The sequence below is a fragment of the Paenibacillus sp. MER 99-2 genome, assembly GCF_023714095.1.
In the GTDB taxonomy this organism is placed as follows: domain Bacteria; phylum Bacillota; class Bacilli; order Paenibacillales; family Paenibacillaceae; genus Paenibacillus.
This window is the reverse complement of record NZ_JAMAUZ010000002.1, coordinates 530,620-551,926: the sequence shown is the minus strand read 5'-3', so window position 1 is coordinate 551,926 and position 21,307 is coordinate 530,620. Positions and strand designations below refer to the sequence as shown.

At 42.8% G+C, this 21,307-nt stretch carries 17 protein-coding genes; 3 read left to right on the top strand and 14 right to left on the bottom strand.

Features of this window, described 5'->3' with window-relative positions; translation table 11 throughout:
* Window positions 1–59 precede the first annotated feature (59 nt).
* The 3 genes from pdaA to M3636_RS13465 form a co-directional block, all read right to left on the bottom strand.
* Window positions 60–842, bottom strand: coding sequence for a delta-lactam-biosynthetic de-N-acetylase (gene pdaA, locus M3636_RS13475; RefSeq protein ID WP_251383075.1), 783 nt, complete (start codon window positions 840–842; stop codon window positions 60–62).
* Window positions 843–938: 96 nt separating this feature from the next.
* A complete protein-coding gene (locus tag M3636_RS13470) occupies window positions 939–1,745 on the bottom strand; it encodes a hypothetical protein (protein WP_251382860.1) in 807 nt (268 codons plus the stop codon).
* A gap of 121 nt (window positions 1,746–1,866) precedes the next feature.
* On the bottom strand, window positions 1,867–3,096 hold the full coding sequence (locus M3636_RS13465; RefSeq protein WP_251382859.1) for a glycosyltransferase family 2 protein: 1,230 nt from the start codon (window positions 3,094–3,096) through the stop codon (window positions 1,867–1,869).
* A gap of 168 nt (window positions 3,097–3,264) precedes the next feature.
* Here M3636_RS13465 and cysC point away from each other — a divergent pair, with 168 nt between their 5' ends.
* Window positions 3,265–3,903 (top strand): adenylyl-sulfate kinase, encoded by a 639-nt coding sequence (gene cysC / locus M3636_RS13460; protein WP_128101128.1) that lies wholly within the window; start codon window positions 3,265–3,267, stop codon window positions 3,901–3,903.
* Between the two features lie 168 nt (window positions 3,904–4,071).
* On the opposite strand, the gene M3636_RS13455 is transcribed toward cysC, so the two are convergent.
* The 9 genes from M3636_RS13455 to M3636_RS13415 form a co-directional block, all read right to left on the bottom strand.
* On the bottom strand, window positions 4,072–5,994 hold the full coding sequence (locus M3636_RS13455; protein ID WP_251382858.1) for an ABC transporter ATP-binding protein: 1,923 nt from the start codon (window positions 5,992–5,994) through the stop codon (window positions 4,072–4,074).
* 4 nt (window positions 5,995–5,998) lie between these two features.
* Window positions 5,999–7,186 carry a nucleotidyltransferase domain-containing protein gene (locus tag M3636_RS13450; RefSeq protein WP_251382857.1) on the bottom strand — a complete coding sequence of 396 codons (1,188 nt, stop codon included), beginning with the start codon at window positions 7,184–7,186 and terminating at the stop codon, window positions 5,999–6,001.
* Window positions 7,176–7,670 (bottom strand): lasso peptide biosynthesis B2 protein, encoded by a 495-nt coding sequence (locus M3636_RS13445; protein WP_128101125.1) that lies wholly within the window; start codon window positions 7,668–7,670, stop codon window positions 7,176–7,178. Before M3636_RS13445 ends, M3636_RS13450 begins: the two co-directional genes overlap by 11 nt.
* 3 nt (window positions 7,671–7,673) lie before the next feature.
* On the bottom strand, window positions 7,674–7,973 hold the full coding sequence (locus tag M3636_RS13440) for a lasso peptide biosynthesis PqqD family chaperone (RefSeq protein WP_128101124.1): 300 nt from the start codon (window positions 7,971–7,973) through the stop codon (window positions 7,674–7,676).
* Entirely contained in the window at window positions 7,970–8,914 is a 945-nt protein-coding gene (locus M3636_RS13435; protein WP_251382856.1) for a phosphoenolpyruvate carboxykinase (ATP), read from the bottom strand. Before M3636_RS13435 ends, M3636_RS13440 begins: the two co-directional genes overlap by 4 nt.
* Before the next feature lie 248 nt (window positions 8,915–9,162).
* Entirely contained in the window at window positions 9,163–9,303 is a 141-nt protein-coding gene (locus M3636_RS13430; protein WP_174715277.1) for a paeninodin family lasso peptide, read from the bottom strand.
* 64 nt (window positions 9,304–9,367) lie between these two features.
* Window positions 9,368–11,299: an asparagine synthase-related protein gene (locus M3636_RS13425; protein ID WP_251382855.1), complete on the bottom strand. Its 1,932-nt coding sequence runs from the start codon at window positions 11,297–11,299 to the stop codon at window positions 9,368–9,370.
* A complete protein-coding gene (locus tag M3636_RS13420; RefSeq protein ID WP_483311519.1) occupies window positions 11,296–12,570 on the bottom strand; it encodes a sulfotransferase family protein in 1,275 nt (424 codons plus the stop codon). The genes M3636_RS13425 and M3636_RS13420 overlap by 4 nt, the downstream gene beginning before the upstream one ends.
* Window positions 12,571–12,928: 358 nt before the next feature.
* Window positions 12,929–14,266, bottom strand: a complete 1,338-nt coding sequence (locus M3636_RS13415) for an MFS transporter (protein WP_251382853.1) — start codon at window positions 14,264–14,266, stop codon at window positions 12,929–12,931.
* Window positions 14,267–14,662: 396 nt separating this feature from the next.
* Here M3636_RS13415 and yhbH point away from each other — a divergent pair, with 396 nt between their 5' ends.
* Both yhbH and M3636_RS13405 read left to right on the top strand, forming a co-directional pair.
* The gene (gene yhbH / locus M3636_RS13410) at window positions 14,663–15,829 is read left to right on the top strand and encodes a sporulation protein YhbH (protein ID WP_128101118.1); all 1,167 of its coding nucleotides are present in this window, start codon (window positions 14,663–14,665) and stop codon (window positions 15,827–15,829) included.
* A complete protein-coding gene (locus tag M3636_RS13405) occupies window positions 15,826–17,262 on the top strand; it encodes a SpoVR family protein (protein WP_145409586.1) in 1,437 nt (478 codons plus the stop codon). The genes yhbH and M3636_RS13405 overlap by 4 nt, the downstream gene beginning before the upstream one ends.
* Before the next feature lie 1,314 nt (window positions 17,263–18,576).
* Here the strand turns inward: M3636_RS13405 and M3636_RS13400 are convergent.
* On the bottom strand, window positions 18,577–19,920 hold the full coding sequence (locus M3636_RS13400; RefSeq protein WP_251382852.1) for a hypothetical protein: 1,344 nt from the start codon (window positions 19,918–19,920) through the stop codon (window positions 18,577–18,579).
* Window positions 19,907–21,163, bottom strand: a complete 1,257-nt coding sequence (locus tag M3636_RS13395) for a hypothetical protein (protein WP_251382851.1) — start codon at window positions 21,161–21,163, stop codon at window positions 19,907–19,909. The genes M3636_RS13400 and M3636_RS13395 overlap by 14 nt, the downstream gene beginning before the upstream one ends.
* Window positions 21,164–21,307: the final 144 nt, after the last annotated feature.

The following is a 21,307-nucleotide window of genomic DNA, read 5'->3' as shown; positions in this document are numbered from 1 at the left end:
AAAACAAAGCATAGCCTCTTTCAACATCGCGCTTCAAACTCTTGTTTAACTACAGTTTATTAGTAGCTTTTGGTTTTGAGATCATTCAAGTGTTTAAAAACATATCCTTGCCGGCGCGCTTCATCAATGATGGAACCGAGTGCTTCTGTATTATCTTTGGAAACCGAGTGTAACAGAATAACCGCTCCTGGATGCAACTGCTTCAGCACTTGCTGACGTGCATAGTCCGCGCCACGTTGTACATTGGTATCCCAGTCTTTGTACGCCACAGACCAGAATACATTCACATAACCCTGTGCGCGACTCTCTGCAAGCGTACGAGCGTTGAAAATACCTCGCGGCGGACGTAAGAAACTCACCTGTTGTCCAGTCAAGCGGTTGATCTCAGACTTGACCTGATCCAGCTCTGTTCGGATCTTATCATTCGAGATTCTGGTCATGTCTGGATGGCTCCAGGAATGATTGCCGACCACATGGCCTTCAGCTGCCATTCGCTTCACGAGCTCAGACTGATCCTTCAGATAATGTCCTGTAACAAAGAAGGCCGCAGGCACTTTTTTATCCCGAAGTACATCCAGTATTGCTGGTGTAAACCCATTCTCATATCCATTATCGAACGTGAGATACAATTCTTTTTGCTTGGTATCTCCCAAGAAAATGGCATCATTCTGCTCCAAGATCGCTTTAAAACCTTCCTGATCGATTGAAGGCAACTGCCCATTTTGACTTTTTTTGAATCCGAAATGATATGCTCCGTTCACCGGCGATGCTTCAATCTGTGCCGGCAGCGTGCCGGTTGCTACTACTATTGCTAACAGCACGTAAAGCACCAATCGCTTCATCCAATTCGCCCCTGTTCCTGAGTATTGTTTATATTCCAAGTACAAACACCTACAGGTAATATGCCTCAGGGACAGCAAATATATGTATTTTGGTTCTTAGTAACGATATATCGCTTCGTGAATGTATTCACCGAATTGCTGAATTTCCTCACCGGTTTGGAAGGAAAACTGGCACTGGTTAACCCCTTTTTTAATCATAGTAAATTGAATTATCTCTTCAGAACACATCACGTTGAGGTCAATATCCATCACATCGGATAACCTTATAGTCATTCCGGATTCACTCAGCGGATGAAAGGAACTGTGCTCCATCCAAGTTTGCAACCGGAGTAGGTCTTGAATATCGAGGTGAAACTCATATATGGCTCCCCCTCGCACCTGATCCTCTATTAAGTGTTTCTGCATCATGACGATATGGAATCCGCGGCCTGTAATTTCATACTCAAACTGTGTTGCTGTTTGTGGAGAATACAACGTCACACGTTCTTGGCAGCGACGGTCTTCATCCTCTTGTCCACTTAACATAGCCAATTGTTCCGTAATGAATCTAAGAATAGCCGCCAGATCTTCTCCATTTGTCTCAAGTGTACAGTCATCCATTTGTAACTGCATTCCAAGCTGAACTTGTTCTACTTTTCGAATAACTAATTTGCGTTTAACGTCATCATTGCATTTTACTCGTAGGGAAGAAGGAAACCTCTGCTCTTGCGTCCTCTTTCGGGTCAACAACCTCTGAAGCTTCTGCAATTGCTTATTCTCCATAACAAAAGCATATGCATCTGCTGCATGTGAAGCTTCGTATGTATGTGCCAGATTAAACAATAGGCCTCGCTTGATTGGAGCGATCTGCATATAGGTTTCTTGATTTTGCTGTGAATACCACCTCGTAATGCTAACTTTCATACAAAGAAACCTCCACCTAAGCTGTTGTTGCTGCGAGCCTTTGAACCGATTCAGCCTCCTCATAGTATAGCAAAAAAAGAGTCCCTCGGAGCCTGAGATTCCGATGACTCTTTCTCGTTAATTAAGCACTAACTTGAGCTTTCTCCACCTCTTGTAAACTTGTGCTCTTGGTGTGCTCTGTCCTAATCCATACACGCTTCGTAAAGGTAACCAACGCCCACATAAATAAAGGAATGTAGGAGTAACTAATGAACAGCAGACTTGCATAGGATTTAAATAGATTGATCTTGTGAGATGCATCTCGAAGTGCAATACCGATATATATGACATTAAATAGAATCATCGCACCATATAACCACATCGGCACAAACGGATCATACAATTGATCTCCAAACACCAGAGAGATATAAAACATCATACTCATCGCCGTAGCGACAACTACTTTCCCAGGGTTAAGCAGATACATCGCACCATCGATCGCAGACATATCACGCTTCGTGATACCTCTCCAGATCAGTGGAAAAGCATATTTGAAACATACGTCCCAGTGCCCCCTTGCCCAACGTAAACGCTGAACACAACTGAACCAGAAATTCGTTGGTTTCTCGTCATACACTTTGGCGTAATGAGACCAATGGGTTTTAACACCTTTCAACAATGCCTGCATCGTGAACTCCAGATCTTCCGTTAAGCTGCGCGCAGTCCAACCAATCTCGTTAAACAATTGGCGTTCAACGCAGAATCCTGTACCACCAATTGCATTTCCCAGACCCAATCGAGATTTGGCTAACTGCCAGGAGCGATTCATCATATAATAGCTGGTTGCGTAAGACATGGTGATAAAATTATCCTTGGGATTCTTCGTATCCAAATAACATTGAATGATCCGGTGACCTGCGATGAGATGGTTATTCATTTCTTTGAGATAGTTCGGAGTTACCAAGTTATCTGCATCGAAAACGCAAATTCCTTCATAATCATCCAGGTCGATCATATCTAGTGCATATTTCATTGCATATGGCTTGCCTTTAGGTTCACCGGGCATATAATAGTGCTCCAGCACAATGACTCCCTTTTCCCGACCAATATCGGCGGTTAGATCAGAACAATTATCGGCAATAAGGCAGATATCGAACAGCTCCGCTGGATAATCAATCATCTTCAAATTATCTAGTAGATCTCCGATTACAACCTCCTCATTATGAGCAGGAACAAGCAGCAAGAACCGACTCTTAGGAGCACGCATTTCCATCGGTTTTGCTTTACCGAATCCAAACAATGAGATGATAAACCAGTACCCAAACCAGATTAAAATCACGACCTGCAGCGCGATCAAAATTGAACTTAACATGCTCCCTGTGATCTCTCCATTCCATACCATATTATGATGCAGAAATAGGTTCTTGATTGCGAATAAATACCTTACATAGCCTATGATTGATAGGTATAATTTGATGCTATAATCTTGAAAAGATGTTAAAATATTATACATATACTACATAGGAAGAGGCGGATATCTGTGACGAGAGAAGAACGTAATATTACCTGGCAACAATCCAGCTTAGATCGACAAGAACGCGAGATTCGCAATGGTCATCGCAGCCGTACACTGTGGTTCACAGGTCTGTCTGGTGCAGGGAAGTCCTCCCTTGCATTTGCGTTAGAGAAGCATTTGTATGACGCAGGAATACGTTGTTATGTGCTGGATGGGGATAATGTGCGTCATGGACTTAACCGGGATCTTGGCTTTACCACCACGGATCGTCAGGAGAATCTACGCCGGATTGGTGAAGTTTCTAAGCTAATGGTGGATGCTGGATTGATTGTTCTCTCTGCTTTCATTTCTCCTCACGCTGAGGATCGACAGATGGTCAAGCAGTTATTCGAACCTGGTGATTTTATTGAAATCTATGTTCGTTGCTCGATTGAGGAATGTGAACGGCGTGACCCCAAAGGTTTATACAAAAAAGCACGTAACGGTGATATCCCACATTTCACTGGAATCTCAGCACCTTATGATGTTCCCGAAGAACCTTCGCTCATTATCGATACGGAACTGCTCTCTCTGGACGAAGCTGTAGCTGAAATTGTAAAACATCTAGAACAGACGGATTCTCTGCAACTTCCTCTCTCTACAACCACCAATAGCATTGGATAAGTTCATACGTTAGTCTTCATTTTCAAAGTTTAAAGGTAAAAGGTATGACATTGTATGTGGCAGTTCGCAGACACGTGTTACAGATCAGAGGGCGCAGCAATATCTGCGCCTCTTTGCATTTCATAACATCAAGCAATGCTTACATCACCAACACCTATTGCTCTACACCTACTGACCCACTACACCTGCCTGCATGTTAAGCAGTTTACTGAAGGTACCTACAGGATCCGTGGACAGTTGCTGGTAACCGCCCTGCTGAATAACCTGGCCTTCATCCAGGACAATGACACGATCGGCTGTACGAATAGTTGATAAACGATGGGCAATAACGATAATTGTTACATGTCCTCTTAATCGTTCAAGCGCTTCATGAATATGCTGTTCATTTTCACTGTCTAATGCACTTGTCGCTTCATCTAGTACAAGCACAGAAGGATTGCGTAGCATCACACGAGCAAGCACTAACCGTTGGCGTTCCCCGCCGGATAACCTTATTCCACGATCACCGATAACGGTATCCAGCCCTTGTGGCAATTTCCGTACAAAGGAGGCCGAAGACGAGAACTGTAACGCTTGCCACATCTGCTCTTCACTGGCATCCGGATCAACCAAACGTAGATTTTCACGAATACTGGTATGAAACAAAAATGGATCTTGAGGCACATATCCGATCGAACTTCGCCACGCCAGCAATGAGCTTTCGCTCAGAGGCACACCATCAATGAGAATCTGACCACTCTCCGGACGAATCAGACCCATAATAAGATCAATCAGAGTACTTTTTCCTGCACCGGACTTACCTACAATAGCCGTCATGCCTTTTGCCGGGACTGTGACATTCGCTTCATGAAGAGCATACGTATTACTTCCCTCGTAACGATAATTCACATTCTCGCAGCTAATGGAGCGCAGTAATTCCAAGGGCTGAATGGGACGCATATCCTCCACCATACCACTTGTGCTCACTTGAGCCTGGGTCTGGGCTTGGGCTTTCGCTTTCACCCGCATGGAACGCGGACCAGGACTAGACGGATCAGAGTCAGACTGAACTGCCGCACCTGTGAGGGTATTATGTATTTCACGACTTTTCTCCGTCTCCAGCTGTAGCTCACGAACAATCCGAAATGCAGGTAGCATGGAGCTGATATACTCCAGATTAGACTGAATCGAAGTGAATCTTGGCCACAGACGGGAGAAAATAAGAATAATAAGCAGCAGGCTCGCTGGGGGTACATTCAGCACACGCATCGAGAGATAGATGAATGCAGCAATAATGACGGCAGAAGATACCTTGTGGATTAACTGAGTTCCACTATTAAGCTTACTAAACTGGATAACGTTACGTTCAATTCGTCTACACATGCCATCAAACCAATGAATATGGGAATGTTCAAGCATGTTGCTTTTGATATCTTTTATCCCGTTAAAATGTTCTGTCAGCCCGTGGTAATAAAGTTGCGAGAATTCAGATGTCTTATCTCCAATTTGCTTGGCACGTTTGACAAATTTCCTTAGAACAAAGAACAGCACTAATCCACAGACCAGTACAAGTGTAGTTAGTTTGGCGGATAGCCAGAAAGCAAGCCCGATCTGAATGCCCGTAAAGATCAATGAGGCAGCCATCTGCAGCATAATGTTTGTTCCTTGGCTAACCCGAGCCAGTTCAGTCGTTAATATATGGTTGAAATCGGATTTTCTTTTTTGGAGAAAAAAGGGCCACCCCGCCATGAGAATTGAACGATAGGTTTCCAGGCGTAATGTCCGTATAAACTGCTGCTGAATTTTGGTGTTTCGAATCGTCTGCAGACGTTGCAACCACGCCTGACCCGAGAGAATGACGACAAAAGCACCAAGCACTAGCAGCAACTGATTGTTCTGAGATAACCCGCTTAAGGCATCAGAGATCCACGGGATCTGAATTCCGGCCGAGTTCATCTGAAATACACCAATTAAGCTCAGCATGGGAACCAACATATAAATGCCGATGCCTTCCATCAAGCTGATACTGATCATCCCAAGTAGATTCCAATAGAGTACCGGTCCAGTTACACTGCGTAATTTCCGCATATAAAACCGAAGTTCTGAAAGCATTGTGTTATCCCCTTTCCGCCATCGTGTTCCTTTTCATTCGACGCCAGAACCAGAGGAACGGACGTAACGGAAAATACAAAAAGTGCAAATAACGTGGGAGCGGAAACTGTTCCACATCCCAAGTGCTTGGGTACAATCGCTCAATGAAAAAAAACATTTTCTGTCTCCGGCTTCTCAGCGCAAACAGATAGGACTGGTAACTCTTCACGTGTGCAGGGCTTTCAACCATCTCATGCATAAACAGCACACCGTGTCTTGCAAGCCGCTCTCCTGTTTTTGAATTCATAGATAACAGATTATGGTAGCTCGAACTCAGAGGTGTATTCAGCAAAGCTAAGACCAAGCGCAGAGCTTGCGTTCCAATCGCCACTCGTCCCTCCGCTTTCAAGCGTTTCATTAAAAGATCGGTGTTTATCTGCATTGTTCGAATCATCTGATCAATATCCAAGAGCCAACGTAATCGGAACCAACCGTGGCGTGCACCATGTGTCACCAAATACACCCATAGATCTTCTTTCTCCAGCATTCGTACAGGGGTTTGAGTATACGTGCTCAACCGGCTTCGTTTCCACAACACCTCAAAATCGGACTCTTTGCCTGAATCCGGATTCAGGCGCCAATGAACCTCCACCTGTGTTCGTTTGACTGGATGCATATAACAGACATGATGTTCTCGCCATTTCCAGCTCTGGACTGCAGTAATGCGTCGCCCTTCCTTCGTGACGTATCCAAGCTTCTCCAGCACTTCCTCAGCGGCTTCGACATCCTCCAAAGGAATAAGGATATCCAGATCCTTCGATGTACGCATAGATATATCACCATACAGATCATGAGCCAGAGCCGGTCCCTTCAACGTGATATTACGAATCCCTTGTCCATCCAAGGTACTGCATACCTGCTCCATCTCAGCTGTCAGGTGTAACATACGAAATGTATTCGCTGTGTACTCCTGTCTAAGACTCTCCACGACATTTGCTGGAACAAATGACATATTAGCATGTTTGATCTGTAGATAAATGACCGAGTATAGCCTATGATGGTATACCAAGCGCATAAATAGATTCCAATCGATGTTCTCCGCCATCGCTTCCAATACGGATGGCTGAGATGTTGGATCACTTTGGATCATGAACAACATCAGCTTGAGTTCCTGCGGGAACCCCGTTGTATAATCTTCAAATTCAAGATTCATAGACAATCTCCCCAGACCCCTTCTCTGAACATTGTTTACCAAACACACCAACAACGGTGTATTGATCCATCGTATCAGCTCCGGTCACGATTAGTTTCCCACTTCTGAGCCAGGCGTGAGCCATCATCTGTCCTTCTTTATTCCGAGCCGTTCCCATATAGAGCGTACTACTGATGTTGCGACGTTCTAGCATTTTCATTGCAGCAATAGCCATAACGAGACAGCGACTTTGCCATGGTGTAATTTTGCTTGCGAGCATAATTGCTTTGGACACATTCCGTAAGGTGACGATTTGACTACGATTCAAGCCAGTCATCGGGGTCTCATGCATGGGGATGCCGAGCCCTGGAGCAATTTTGGCAAAAGGCATAGCCTTAAGAATTCGCGCCACTCCGAGATAGAAGAAAGCTTCCCACAACATAAGACGCAGCGTGCTTGTTAATGAGAAGTACGCTTTGATTTTGTGAACTATTTTGCGAAACATCTTCTATTCTCCACGAGTGATGTTAATTAATCCCTCACGGGTCAAATGCTCCAGAAACAGCACAACCTGTTCACGACAAACCTCAGGATCGATCTCATATTCCGAGGCGAGTGTATTAACCAGCTCAGTCAATGTCCGCTCTTCCGCAATCAATTCCCAGATATGTCCCCCTGTACTGCCCAGATTGTAATACCTGCCACTTTGAATGCTCATCATCACCTTCTCGCCGCCCATATCACTGACGAGATGGCCTTCCTTCTGTACGAAACGATCCTGCTCATGGATTGGTTGGGTCATATTCATTGTTCTGTATACACTCCTTTGCGTACATGGTCTATGATCCGATCTACCATCTCAAACGCCGTAAAATCAGAGCCTGACCTCGTAATTCGGTGAACTTCTATACTTGCCGACAACCTAGACACGGTCTCGAACAACCATTGTGCGAGTCCTTGACGTGATACAAGTGTGCTTCGGAACGTATGCGTACACAATAGATGCAACCGCTCCAATCCCATGACTTCTGTCATTTGAATGCTTGCTGAAGCTTCCTCTGGCCTCGGATCTAATTCGAATACTCCCGCAAGCGGAACAGCCCGATCATGAAAATAATGCTGAACAGGTATCGCATATTTCGTTACCTCGGCATGAATGGTGGCGTAGTTCTGCTCATTCATTCCAAAACCATCCAAGCTGGCTTGCCATAACTTCTGTTGCGGATACCCTGGCGATACAATCGCTCTTCCACCTGCATCCCACGTCAATGCAACCACATCATCGGTCATAAGCGGATAACCGCGTGAAGCGAGTGCGGCCGATAGTGTAGACTTTCCTGCACCAGAGTGACCAACAAATGCATACGCCCATCCATCAATGACTACGGCACTCCCATGAAGGGGAAGGATACCACGCTGCATCATCGTTACTGCCATACACGTACCCAGAATGTATAAACGAACTTTTTTCTCTTCGGCTCCCGGTTCAGGAGATACCAGGATACGCTGACCTTGCTCCATCAAGAAGAGACCTGTTCCAGCTACCCGAAAAAAAAGGCTCCCATCTCTGCATACAAAGTTACTGTCCCCCACATCCCATGACTCCCACAGGGGGGTTAAATCGGTGGACTGGATGTATACGTCTGTGGTCTTCGTCTTCGGTTCATGACCACTCGGCACAATCCGGAGCTCCGGCATGTGAATCTGGCTTATCCAGTGTAATCCATAGGCTTCATAACGCAGAGACAACAGTAAACGCCTCCTCTTGGCAAGTTTGTGAAAGTGAATATTCAAAACGTCCACTTATTTCGGCTGAATCCCATATTCGATGCTGAGATGCCTCAAGGCATCATTCGTAATCAAAAGTGGACTTTTTGAACAACCTCTTAAAATGTAAAAAAGCCCTTATATTCGTGGCTTAATAAGGGCGGAGGCGAAAAGAAAGCTATTGCCTTTCCGCCCTTTTAAGTATAATGACAAAGCTTATTGATTCTTACTTAGGAAACAGGCGGATCATACAGATCAGCATCGTGTTCTGTGATCCAGTCGATTTGTCTGTAACCTTTACCTGCGAGGGTTTGGTTTACTTCCAAAACTTCCAGTGCTGGTGCTTGCCATTGCTTTTTTTCGATTTGCATTGTATTCACCCCCTTTCATGAGCGCATGTAGGATCATGCATCTCTTCTGAATACCACATGGATATCAGAACTGACGAATGTACCGGTATACAATGAGGCTATGCATCATTAAGCGCAAGTCAGGATGTGATGCAAGCTCCGGACGAGGCTGGGGTATGTTTTGAAGAGCCGTGTAAATTCGATCTGTGTTTAATATGCCAGCTACTCGGCTATCAGAACACAATGCCCGGATTTCACTTGTGAACGCTCCCCAATCCGGAATCATGCGATGTAACCAATCGGCTGGTTGAACACCTCGCACACGCTGATTCAGTCTCACATTATCCGGTAGCTCGGGTGAAGTTGCCCGGCGGATTAACGATCGATCTGTGCCTTGATTAACATATTGCTCGATCGGTACAGAAAGGCAAAACTGTATCACGCGGGCATCACTCGTAGGATCTCGCTCCCAGGCACGATAACGGAGTGAGCATTTGGTTGCCATCGCTCCATTTTTGCTCGCAATTGCCAGATTGTTGAACTTCTCCGCCCGTACTTTCAGAGCGTCTGCCTGGGCTCCACCCTGTAGTACAACCAGCGAACCCAAGCGATCCAATACGCCTGTCTTTTGTGCAAATTCCGGATGTATTAATTGATTGGTTGCGTTTGGAGTTGCATCATTACGAGAATTCTGAAACCTCTCTGGGTAAGCCTTTTGTGCTGTGATTCGGGCAATCCGTGAAAATTTCATCCCTGTACGTGAACTATACTGCTTCATTTCTTTTAACAACCTCAGCCAGCGTCCACTACGCATCAAACTTGCATAATATTCTAGTGCCGGCCCCCAGGAGATCGTGAAGTTGCCTCTTGCTCCAGTGAGTAGAACACCCGCATCCTGCTGGCTAGCCTTTTCATAGAAGCCTCGAATCCAGAACGAGTTTTCAAAAAATTTATAAGGCATCTCCATCATGTCGAGCCATGTGTCCACTTCACTGAAGGGACTTCTACCTTCAAAATCAAGATAATTCTCCGAGATGTTCCCTACATGGTTCACTGTAGATCGAATGAAGGGCCGCTCATCCGCAAGCAACGTTTTGGGTGTATAATCTTTGAAATCAGACACCGGTACATAACTATAGGCATTCAGCGTTTTCCCCTGGCTTCGCAGTGTACCTGAAGCAAAGCCTACAACTGCTCCTGAATCCAGACCACCACTTAAAGCTGCAGCCACTTGCCGATGAGTCCGCAACCTTGTGCTTACAGCTTCTGCAAAAACCTCGCGGAATGCTTCTACATATTCTCCATCTGATTTGAGGCGAAGTGGTTCAACCTCATCCCAACGATGGTACTGATTCAACTCGATCTTACCGTCTCGAAATAACAGCGTATGCGCCGGTGGGAGCTGTCTCACACCCCGATATGCAGTCAATTGGATATCTGCTGCACCATGCATTGCAGGGATGGCGAGAAACTCGGATAACCAGGATTCGCTTAATTCTTTGGAAACTCCCTCTAACGATAGCAAGGGATTCATGAGGGTACAGAAAGCAAAGCGCTGTCCATCATGGCGGTAGTATAGCGATCTCATGCCTGTAATATCTCTAGCTGCAAACAAGGTACGCTTGCGATCATCCCAAATGGCAAATGCAAAATCTCCAAGCAGTTTGCTTGTCACGTCTGTCTGCCATCGTTGATAAGCTCTTAGAATTAACTCACTATCTGGCAATTCGACTAATTCTCTTCTCGATATCTGCAATTGGTCTGCTAATTGCTCCCGATTGTCCAGAATCGCGTCAGCCGTAATAGAGAGGCCGCTGACCTCGTCATATAGAGGTATTTTTTCATGAACAGATTCGGGTGTAATCCACTGCGCATGGCAACTCAGGAATGCTTCATTGCCTTTCCACACCCCAGTAGTATCTGCTGGAATATGACCCAGGCTGGCATACAGACGCCAACTATCCTCCCACAGTGCTTCTTGACCCTCGGTGTGAACAATCCCCGCAATAGCGCTCATGACTTTCCTCCCCGTAGAATCTTGCGCTGGGATGCCCAGGCACTAAGCTGATGACCAAATGGAATCAAGGATTTGATCCGCTGTATCTTGCTTTGCGTAGAGGCCAATTGTAACTTTAATCTCTCACGCTCGTTATAACCTCGCTCTAACCGGTGATCCGCAGCACGTAATGCAGCTTCCAGTTGCCTTATCGTTGCTAATGCAGCTAGGGTCGGATCGGTTGCTGACGCTTCTTGTGTATCCGTGGCATCTGATCTTTCATGCTCGGAATCAACGGTTACAGCTTCAGGTTTTATTCGGTAATGTGATTGCCACTCACATCCGGTTGCTTTGGTGAATTGAAGTGTGAGTCGATCTACAACCTCTTGATCTGCACTCGCTTCATAACGCACACCTGTCCATTGCTCTGCTTCCTCTAATTGCTGGCTATATCCCATTCGATGAAACAGATCTGCTCCAATGGTTCGGCAATACAGTTCAACTTCCTGACAATCCAGTATCTCTTTCCAGTTGTTAACAGAATCCTTGTGTGCTGCCTGATGTGATGACAAGAACGGATCACCTACACCCATACTGTAGAACATATTGGATTTCGTCGTATCCACAAACCGTCCATATTGCTCCATGCCCTGTTCATAGCCGATTCCGAGAAAGCTGCACAGCTTCTCCAGTTCGTCCTGAGGACTTGCGACGAGTTGTTCATACTTTATCTCATAAGCTTGAGGATGCTTCACCTCAAAGTAATCATTTAGCCTGAGCAAACCTAAGGTTAGGTCAATTGCTCTCATATTCAATTCGGGACTTTGTAAACTCTGAATGAGTTCGAATCCATTGCCTGAGTTACGATTAACTTTTTTGAACGATGCAGCAATGGAAAGTGGATTACGCTGGAGATGAATTCGCTTGGACTGTGGAAAAAGACGGTCAAGCCATTCCAGCATGTAATAGTAACGCGGAGATTTATCAACAACGAAGTCTGCCCCGCTGCCTTGTAAGAAACCATTATAGATTTCTAGGGCGAACTGTCGACACGCTTGTTCAAATACATCCTCAGATACCATCGCACTATAGAACTGACGAATGATGGCATTGCCACCATACGGGCGAGGGTCTACTTTAGCCAGATCGACCAGACTCATCAAGAACCACATTTCTTGTGTAGCAAATATGCGGCTGTGATTTTGTAACATGACGGTGGAGAGTGAACTTCCACTGCGGGGGACACAAAGTAAAAATACAAGACCGTTACCTTGAATATCTACCAATGGCATCCTCTCCTTTTGTTTATATAATAAGCATGCAGTTGGTATACTCAGCAAAACTTGAGGATCAGACGTGATTTCGTATGCCTAGACAATATATGTACTTTCGACAACGTTTTTGATACGTTATGTATTCATAGTTTTACTCTATGATACAAAATGTATCATGTCAATCTTTTATTTTCAATTTTTCATAATTTCCGTGCGAATCTTCGTTCCTGCTGTGTTGTAATCACCCCTCCATACCTATTCCGACCTTCTTCTCATTTATGACTTGTAGCCAAATAAAAAAACTTCAGGATCTGTTCAATGAATGAACTGACCTGAAGCTCTATAGGGTTATGACATGAATTGCAGCCGATCGCTGTTACCCCGATACATTTATATCTGATCCAACCTTGGGTACACGTCCGCCCCACTGCTTCTGATCCTCCTGATCTGCAAGCTTGGCATCCGTGATTCCCTCCTGTACTTTGACCGTTAACAAGAAAGCAATACCTGCAACAAAGAAGAAAATCAAAGACAGTATTCCCCAACGACTTGAACCCGTTAATTGACCCACCAGTCCAAATACAAACGGCCCAAAAATAGAGGAAAACTTACCTGTTATATTGACGAATCCAAAATACTCCCCTGTTCTGCCAGAAGGCATCAGATTACTGAACAAGGAACGTGCCGTAGATTGACTGACACCCTGCACGACACCAACAAGCCCGGCAAGTATATAGAAATGAAGCGCCTCTGTCATGAAATAACCGAGAATGACAATACATATGTACACCGACAAGCTTACCAGCAATACTCGTTTGGCTCCCCAACGCTGTGCCCAAGCCCCCAGTAATAACGTACAAGGGAAACCAACGAATTGGGTAATTAACAGCGCAAGCATAAGATCCGTAGTTCCAATACCAATGCTTGTCCCGTATATGGTAGCCATCAGGATAATGGTATTAATTCCATCGTTAAAAAACCAAAAGGCAACCAGCATGCGTATCAATTGAGGAAAACGTAACATCTGTTTGAACGTTTGACGCAGTCTGCGCACGCCTACTCTAGCGTACCCTGTCCACGATTGTGGTAAATCTCTTGCCGCAGGACGGCGCGTAGCGAAGCGGAAGATCGGAATAGAGAACAGTAACCACCAGATCGCTACAGAGATAAAGGCAAGCCGAGTACCCGCTAATGTGCTACTTAAGCCAAACCAGCTTGGCTGTTGTATCATTAACAAGTTAATTGCTAACAGCAAACCTCCGCCAATGTAACCATATGCGTATCCTTTGGAAGAGACCATCTCACGCCGTTCAATCGGCACTAGATCAGGCAACATCGCATCATAGAACGTATTACCGCCTGCAAAACCAATCGTAGAAATAATGAGCAGTACCGATGCCAGGAGCCAGTCTCCCTCCCCTACAATGCTGAATCCAAGTGTAGCGAGTATGCCTATGATGGCAAATACCCGAAGGAAGTCCCCTTTACGTCCTGACAGATCGGAAATTGTGCCTAGTAAAGGTGTAAGTAAAGCCACACATAACATACCGATGGAATGAGTGTACGCCAAATAAGACGCAGCCGTATCCGCGTCTAGTGTCGCTGCAGCGACTGAGGCATAGAAGACAGGAAGTACTGCCGCCAGCACTGTTGTTGCATAAGCCGAATTAGCCCAGTCATACATAATCCAAGCTTTAACCGCCCGTTTCTCCAAATAAAACCCTTCCTTTGCATGCATCCTCACATGGGATGCCAGATCAATTGCATTTCGAGGTTATTCCAAAAGTCTGTTAAAGGCTGACAAAACATACCTTATGGCAACGCAACTTTTGAACTCGCACTTTTCTATTCTAAAGGAAGTTTATCATACTTGTTCCCGTTTTTTGTAAATTATCGCAGAGAAATTATACAAAAACATATATTCCAATTGAAATAGTCTAAAATCAGGCTTAACATCCCATCTGGTGCGACTATTCCGAATGATTCAAAGATACTCGCCTCATAATTGTATCATTTTATATGCTCTCGCATCACATATCGTCCCCGCCCGTGAATATACTTAATTACCGACAGGCCAAACTGTGCCGCGTAATCAATGGGGGGTGCCTACATGTCAAATTCACACCAGCCTTACTCGTTCGTCGTATCCCGGGAAGATTGGTCGCTTCACCGCAAAGGGTACCAGGACCAACAGCGCCATCAGCAAAAGGTTAAAGATGTCATTAAGCAAAATCTTCCCGATCTGATCACGGAGGAAAACATCATCATGTCTGATGGAAAACAAATCATCAAGGTACCAATCCGCAGTCTGGATGAGTACCGTTTTGTGTATAACTACCAGAAGCAAAAACATGTGGGGCAAGGTGATGGTGATAGTCAGGTCGGTGACGTCATCGGTCGTGACCCTGCGTCGCAGAAGCCAGGAAAAGGCGAAAAAGCCGGCGATCAGCCCGGTCATGACATCGTGGAAGCGGAAGTTAGTATAGAGGAATTGGAAGATATGTTATTTGCAGAACTGGAGCTTCCAGATCTGAAGCAGAAGGACAAAGATCTCATCGAGACACATACGGTCGTGTTCAACGATATTCGCAAAAAAGGAATGCAGTCCAACATTGACAAGAAACGAACTATTTTAGAGAACTTACGCCGAAATGCAACAACAGGTAACCCCGGAATTCATCATATCAGTCCCGACGACCTGCGTTATAAAACTTGGGAAGACAAAATCATCCCTCAGTCCAACGCTGTCATTATTGCCATGATGGATACTTCAGGGTCGATGGGCTCTTTCGAAAAATATTGCGCACGTAGCTTCTTCTTCTGGATGACTCGCTTCCTGCGTCGTCAATATGAGAAGGTGGAAATTGTATTCCTTGCCCATCATACCGAAGCGAAAGAGGTCACCGAAGAGGAATTCTTCACCCGCGGCGAGAGCGGCGGCACCATCTGTTCCTCCGTATATATGAAGGCACTGGATATTATTGATTCTCGTTACCCTCCTTCCAGCTACAACATCTATCCGTTTCACTTCTCTGACGGAGATAATCTGACCTCTGACAACGAGCGTTGTGTGAAGCTGATCGGCGAATTGATGAAACGAAGCAACATGTTCGGTTATGGCGAAGTGAATCAATATAATCGAAGCAGTACACTCATGTCTGCTTATCGCCATATCAAGATGGATCAGTTCATGTATTATGTGATCAAAGAAAAAAGCGAAGTGTACAAAGCTTTGCGCAGCTTTTTTCAGAAACGCGAAGGAGGCAGTGTAGGATGACCGATGAAATCCGCGACCTTGAATATGCCATTGCCGAAATTATGGAGATTGCCGATGGATTCGGCCTAGATTATTATCCCATGCGTTATGAGATTTGCCCGTCCGACATCATCTACACCTTTGGTGCCTATGGTATGCCCACTCGTTTCAGCCACTGGAGCTTTGGCAAGACCTTTCACAAGATGAAGATGCAATACGATTTTGGACTCAGCAAAATATACGAGCTTGTGATCAACTCTAACCCTTGTTACGCCTTCTTGCTCGACGGAAACTCCCTTATCCAAAATAAACTCATTGTGGCACACGTGCTTGCACACTGTGACTTTTTCAAAAACAATGCCCGCTTCTCCAAGTCCAACCGCAATATGGTCGAGAGCATGGCAGCAACAGCCGACCGGATCAGCAACTATGAGATGGAATATGGTACGGAGGCCGTGGAGGCCTTCATCGATGCGGTCATTGCCATTCAGGAGCATGTTGATCCACAGCTTATCAAGCCCCGTCATTTGGACAAACAACGTTACATGGAAATGAAAGTACGGGAGCAGCGTGGAGACAAAGCACCTAAACCTGAAGGACGGTATGATGATTTATGGGCTCTGGATGACAGACAGGTTGAGGAAACGCCTGCGGACGGAATTCAAGTTCATCACTTCCCACCTGAGCCTGAAAAAGATGTGATGTGGTTCATTCAAGAGTTTTCCGAAGTGTTAACGGATTGGCAGCGGGATATTATGAGTATGATGCGCGAAGAAATGCTTTATTTCTGGCCGCAGATGGAAACCAAGATCATGAACGAAGGCTGGGCTTCATACTGGCATCAACGCATTATACGCGAATTGGATCTAAGTAGTGAAGATACCATTGAATTCGCCAAGCTGAATTCCTCTGTCGTGCAGCCGTCCAAACAAAGCCTGAATCCATATTATCTGGGACTGAAAATATTTGAGGATATTGAGCGTAGATGGGATCATCCATCGAAAGATGAGCAGGAGCGTTTGGGACGCAAACCGGGTATGGGTCGTGCCAAAATGTTCGAGGTTCGCGAATTCGATTCAGACACCTCGTTTATCCGAAATTACATGACCAAACAATTAACGGAAGACCTTGACTTATATGTATTTGAGAAAAAGGGCCCAGACTGGAAAATTACCGACAAGTCTTGGGAGAACATACGGGATCAACTTGTATTCTCACGCGTGAACGGCGGCTCTCCTTATCTCGTTGTTCAAGACGCAGACTATTTGCGAACCGGCGAGCTTGTCCTCAAACATCAATATGAAGGCATCGAGCTGGATCTTAAATATATGGAGCGCACCCTTCCTTATCTCTACAAGTTGTGGGGACGCACAGTTCATCTGGAAACCCGTGTGGAGGAAAAACCAATCTGGTTCACCTATGATGGCAAGAAGCATCATCGCAAGTTTCTCTGATCTGTCCTAACTTGGATGGCTCAATGAATCCGAATGGGTTTAATGATTCAGTTTCTTATTTAATCCAATATGTATGATCAACAAATAAAGCGGCAAGTCCCTGTAGAATGACGGGGACTTGCCGCTTGGCATGATGAAACTATATATTACATCAATATCTAAGATTACACTTCATGGAAGTATGCTTAAATGAAGTGATTATATAACTCTCCTCTTTGTCCAACAATTTTTGGGATACAATGTATCGATCCACGATACAGTAATACCATCGGTACTTAAGAGAGTGCATTGATGTACTTATATTATCTAAATAAGTAGTAGCAAGTAACGGCTGCCAGATTTTAAGTCATTGAGAATCTGCGATCACGCCATGGTCTTGTTTGAATCTTGTATTTAGTTGCGGTTTCAGGCTCAGGTTATACAGGTGGGGGAAATAAACAAATCAGTGGTAAACGAGCGTAAACATAAGAAATATGAAGTAGAATCGCATTATCTTGCCATCCCTTGCTGCATCCTTATTTTTACTATTTTCAAATTCGTTCACTTTACGGAGGAAGAGCCATGGATTCAACTACAAAACGGTGTAACGATAACGAAACAATAAGGTATCTGTTATGTGATCCGAAAGAAACTTAGATTATTTGAAAACATACCTCTATGGTGAACTTAAATCGGCTTGTGCACTGGTTTCGGGCAGATAAGCCAGGAACGATGAGTAGTCATCGACCTTACCTACCTTTCCTATATTTGTACTAGAGTACATTTTATCTGTATCCCTCTGCCACTCAGAATTGATACAATAACAAAAATTGTAGTTTGGCATCATTCTTAAATAAAATCTCCTAGCCTTGGTTCATGATCACGCTGGATAGACCTCGTTAGCACGTAGACTTGAATGGTGCAATCCTGCAAACAACCAAGGCTTTCAATATACCTAGAAGCCCTTAACCGTAAACTGAAACGGCATGCTAGGAATTCACTCTATGCGTAGAAAAGTCTAAATAGTTCTTTTATCAAAGATTCCCTCTTCTCTCATTTGAAAACCGAGAAAATATACTTGAATAAGGAGAAAAACAAAGCAGGAACTAAACACCAAGTGAGTGAATACATATTGTTCTACAACCAAATCAAATTTAAAAAACAAACGGAAATTCCCCAGTATAATACTAGGAAATCTCCGTAATTAATTTTTCTCATTCACACGCTGTCTACTTGACAGGTTTATAATCACCATCACGTAAAATTGAAATAGTAGCTCATAATCTAGCAATATAAAAAATACATTCGAATAATCGGTAAATATTTTAAACTCACCTAAAAAAGCCTAATATTTGGATGATTATAAGATATTAATTGACTTTTATTAATTAACATGTTAAATACAAGTTCTTCTAAGCAAACAATTAAAAATTCTTCTAATAATCTTGCAATAGCAGGATAATCAGAAAAATTTCCATAAGTCAAATGGAATTCCGTTTCTTTATTATGAACAATACAATTTCTAAGCTTATAAATCACCTCTGAGAAGAAATCCTGGATATTTCCGATATTTATATTTTCTGAGTGATTTTCGTTATATCCCAGTTTCCGAAGGGCTCCATTTATTTCAGCAATTTTATCAGGTGTATCAATCAATTTTGTCCAACTTAAATACACTATGTCTTTAAATTTGGAAGAAGCTGTTTCTTTATATGTCAGTTTTAATGCTAACTTCATAAACTTTTTTAGTGCGCCTAGCTCATTCTCCATAACACGTTTATATAAATTTTGAAAATCCCTTATTGAAAACATAACCTCACCATTTAAGTTTACAAGAGAACAAATAGGCTCTCTAAACATAAAGTTCTCAATAACTTGATAAAGTTTTAAGTATTTATCAATAATATTTTTTTGGTAGTTGTACTCGCTTAAAATATAAATTGTATCATCAAATTGTTGATAACCTTTTAAATAATCCCATTCAACATCAGATCTTATTAATGGAATTTGATCATATCTATATGCATTATGAATCTCTTTACCTACCGAAACCTCATACAAATTCATAAACGATTTTAGGCTACCTGTATTTTCTGAACTATCCTTAGCAATTAATAAATATTTCTGAGTCCCGCTATCAAAATTAGTAGAACTCAACTTATCAAGTAAATGAAATAATAATTCAACATTAAATTTATTTAAGAAATCACTTATTCCAGATAAATCATTAAGTGAAAATACAATAATGGCCTTCCTTGTATCTTCTGGACTGAAGTAAAATTTTTCAAAAGAAGTGTCAAATGGTACAAGTTTAAACATATCTTCTTCAATTAAAGGGATTAAAGGAACTACACTGATGTCAAGTGTAGAAATTTTTGAGAGTAGCGCAAACATCATTCTAAAGTAATGTATTGCTTCCTTCAATATTGCAGGGTAATCATCTTTAAGCTTATTAAAAATTCCATAAATCACATCAAGTTCACAATCAAGTTCTTCTCTAGCTCTTTTATCCTTAACAGTGTCTAAGCTATCGTTTAACACAGCAATATAATTATCTAGTTCTGTAATTTTTTCACGTTCAAAGTTTTGTTCATACTCAGCGATAACAGAATTAATTAAAGATTCCAACTTATCATAGTAAATCTCTATAGCTTTCTTCGATGTGTCAGTTATTTGCATGTTCTACACTCCTAAAACATTCCGACCATATAATTGGCTGTTTATTTTCTAGATAATTGTATACCCCCAAATATACTGCATTTTTTGTATATTCCCCTACATTAACTTTACTCAAATTGATGTTAGCTCGTTCCCTATTATAATCTTTGATGTTTAGTACATCACTATCGTTACTTGATGTAAGCGAAACGAGAAATTGATTGAAAACATCTTGAGGATTATTTACTTTAATATCCTCTGAGTATTTACCTAACGCTGCAAATAATCCTATTGTCACTGTATCGCGAGAAACCCATTGAATACCTTCATCCAACGTATACTTTTTTTCAAGATATGTATCAAATTTCATTAAAAAGTTAATCAGTTCAACTAAGAGTTCGTAAGATATTATACCTACAAATTCACCATTCTTAAGTTTTTCATCCTGAATTCCTTTAATTAAAGATGCATTTGCGGTAATAGTGTCTTTTTCTAAAAATGCCAAACATGCAGTAATTAAGTGTGAAAAATGAAACTCCCATTTTTTACGTCCCTTACTGAAACTTATTGAGCTAATCTCTTTCTCTCTAAGTAATGTAAATTCTGGATACTCCTTCTTAATATCATCAAAATATGACACTAGATTTAAAAACAGTAATTCTAATTGATGTTTTAAGGAAACTTGTTTATGACCTGCATTTAATAGTAACATTTTTTCAATTTCCTGATGTGGACTAAGTCCTTCCCAAATCTCAATCCACTGAATTTCATTGAAACAATCCTTGATTTCGTGCATATCTTTCTCACTGCTTATTAGACGCTCTAACACTAGTGTTGATGAAGAAATTTCTTTAAGTTCCCTGCCAAACTTACGAGATAGCTCTAGTTTTGAAAACTCAGCTAACGTTGGATAATCCATAAGAAGATGCTCAAGATATAGAACTGTATCCCACAAAATTTTTAGTCTAAATGTTCTCTGGAGACCATCAAGAATTTTAAATTCTTGTATAATCATTCTGTTATTTTCTTCAACATCATTGTCGATACTTTCAGTAACAATAGTGATTGGTGGGATGTGATCCTTGTTTAAAACAGTTTCAACGATTCTGTCTAAGTATACATTGGTAACTATACCTCTTTGAATGTCATATTCCATAAAATCTGCTGGTAAATTTTCAATATATTCTTTTAGGGTTGTTCCACAGAAATAACAAGTAGCCTGATTATTGGCAGACTTTTTGGATGTGTATCTAGTTACTATCATATTATTCTCCCCTTGTTGGAGTCATGAGGGTCACTTACATGAACTACATGCCCTTATTAATAGAAATATTATACATCAAAGGAAATAATACTTCCAAGAAGTTTAACTCACTTTCTCATAAAATAAATAAACTTTTACAAGGGA

Excerpts from the sequence above, each read along its gene's own strand:
- pdaA (WP_251383075.1), bottom strand. The coding sequence starts at position 842 with ATGAAGCGATTGGTGCTTTACGTGCTGTTAGCAATAGTAGTAGCAACC.
- M3636_RS13470 (WP_251382860.1), bottom strand. The coding sequence starts at position 1,745 with ATGAAAGTTAGCATTACGAGGTGGTATTCACAGCAAAATCAAGAAACC.
- M3636_RS13465 (WP_251382859.1), bottom strand. The coding sequence starts at position 3,096 with ATGTTAAGTTCAATTTTGATCGCGCTGCAGGTCGTGATTTTAATCTGG.
- M3636_RS13455 (WP_251382858.1), bottom strand. The coding sequence starts at position 5,994 with ATGCTTTCAGAACTTCGGTTTTATATGCGGAAATTACGCAGTGTAACT.
- M3636_RS13450 (WP_251382857.1), bottom strand. The coding sequence starts at position 7,186 with ATGAATCTTGAATTTGAAGATTATACAACGGGGTTCCCGCAGGAACTC.
- M3636_RS13445 (WP_128101125.1), bottom strand. The coding sequence starts at position 7,670 with ATGTTTCGCAAAATAGTTCACAAAATCAAAGCGTACTTCTCATTAACA.
- M3636_RS13440 (WP_128101124.1), bottom strand. The coding sequence starts at position 7,973 with ATGAATATGACCCAACCAATCCATGAGCAGGATCGTTTCGTACAGAAG.
- M3636_RS13430 (WP_174715277.1), bottom strand. The coding sequence starts at position 9,303 with ATGCAAATCGAAAAAAAGCAATGGCAAGCACCAGCACTGGAAGTTTTG.
- M3636_RS13425 (WP_251382855.1), bottom strand. The coding sequence starts at position 11,299 with ATGAGCGCTATTGCGGGGATTGTTCACACCGAGGGTCAAGAAGCACTG.
- M3636_RS13420 (WP_483311519.1), bottom strand. The coding sequence starts at position 12,570 with ATGCCATTGGTAGATATTCAAGGTAACGGTCTTGTATTTTTACTTTGT.
- yhbH (WP_128101118.1), top strand. The coding sequence starts at position 14,663 with ATGTCAAATTCACACCAGCCTTACTCGTTCGTCGTATCCCGGGAAGAT.
- M3636_RS13405 (WP_145409586.1), top strand. The coding sequence starts at position 15,826 with ATGACCGATGAAATCCGCGACCTTGAATATGCCATTGCCGAAATTATG.
- M3636_RS13400 (WP_251382852.1), bottom strand. The coding sequence starts at position 19,920 with ATGCAAATAACTGACACATCGAAGAAAGCTATAGAGATTTACTATGAT.
- M3636_RS13395 (WP_251382851.1), bottom strand. The coding sequence starts at position 21,163 with ATGATAGTAACTAGATACACATCCAAAAAGTCTGCCAATAATCAGGCT.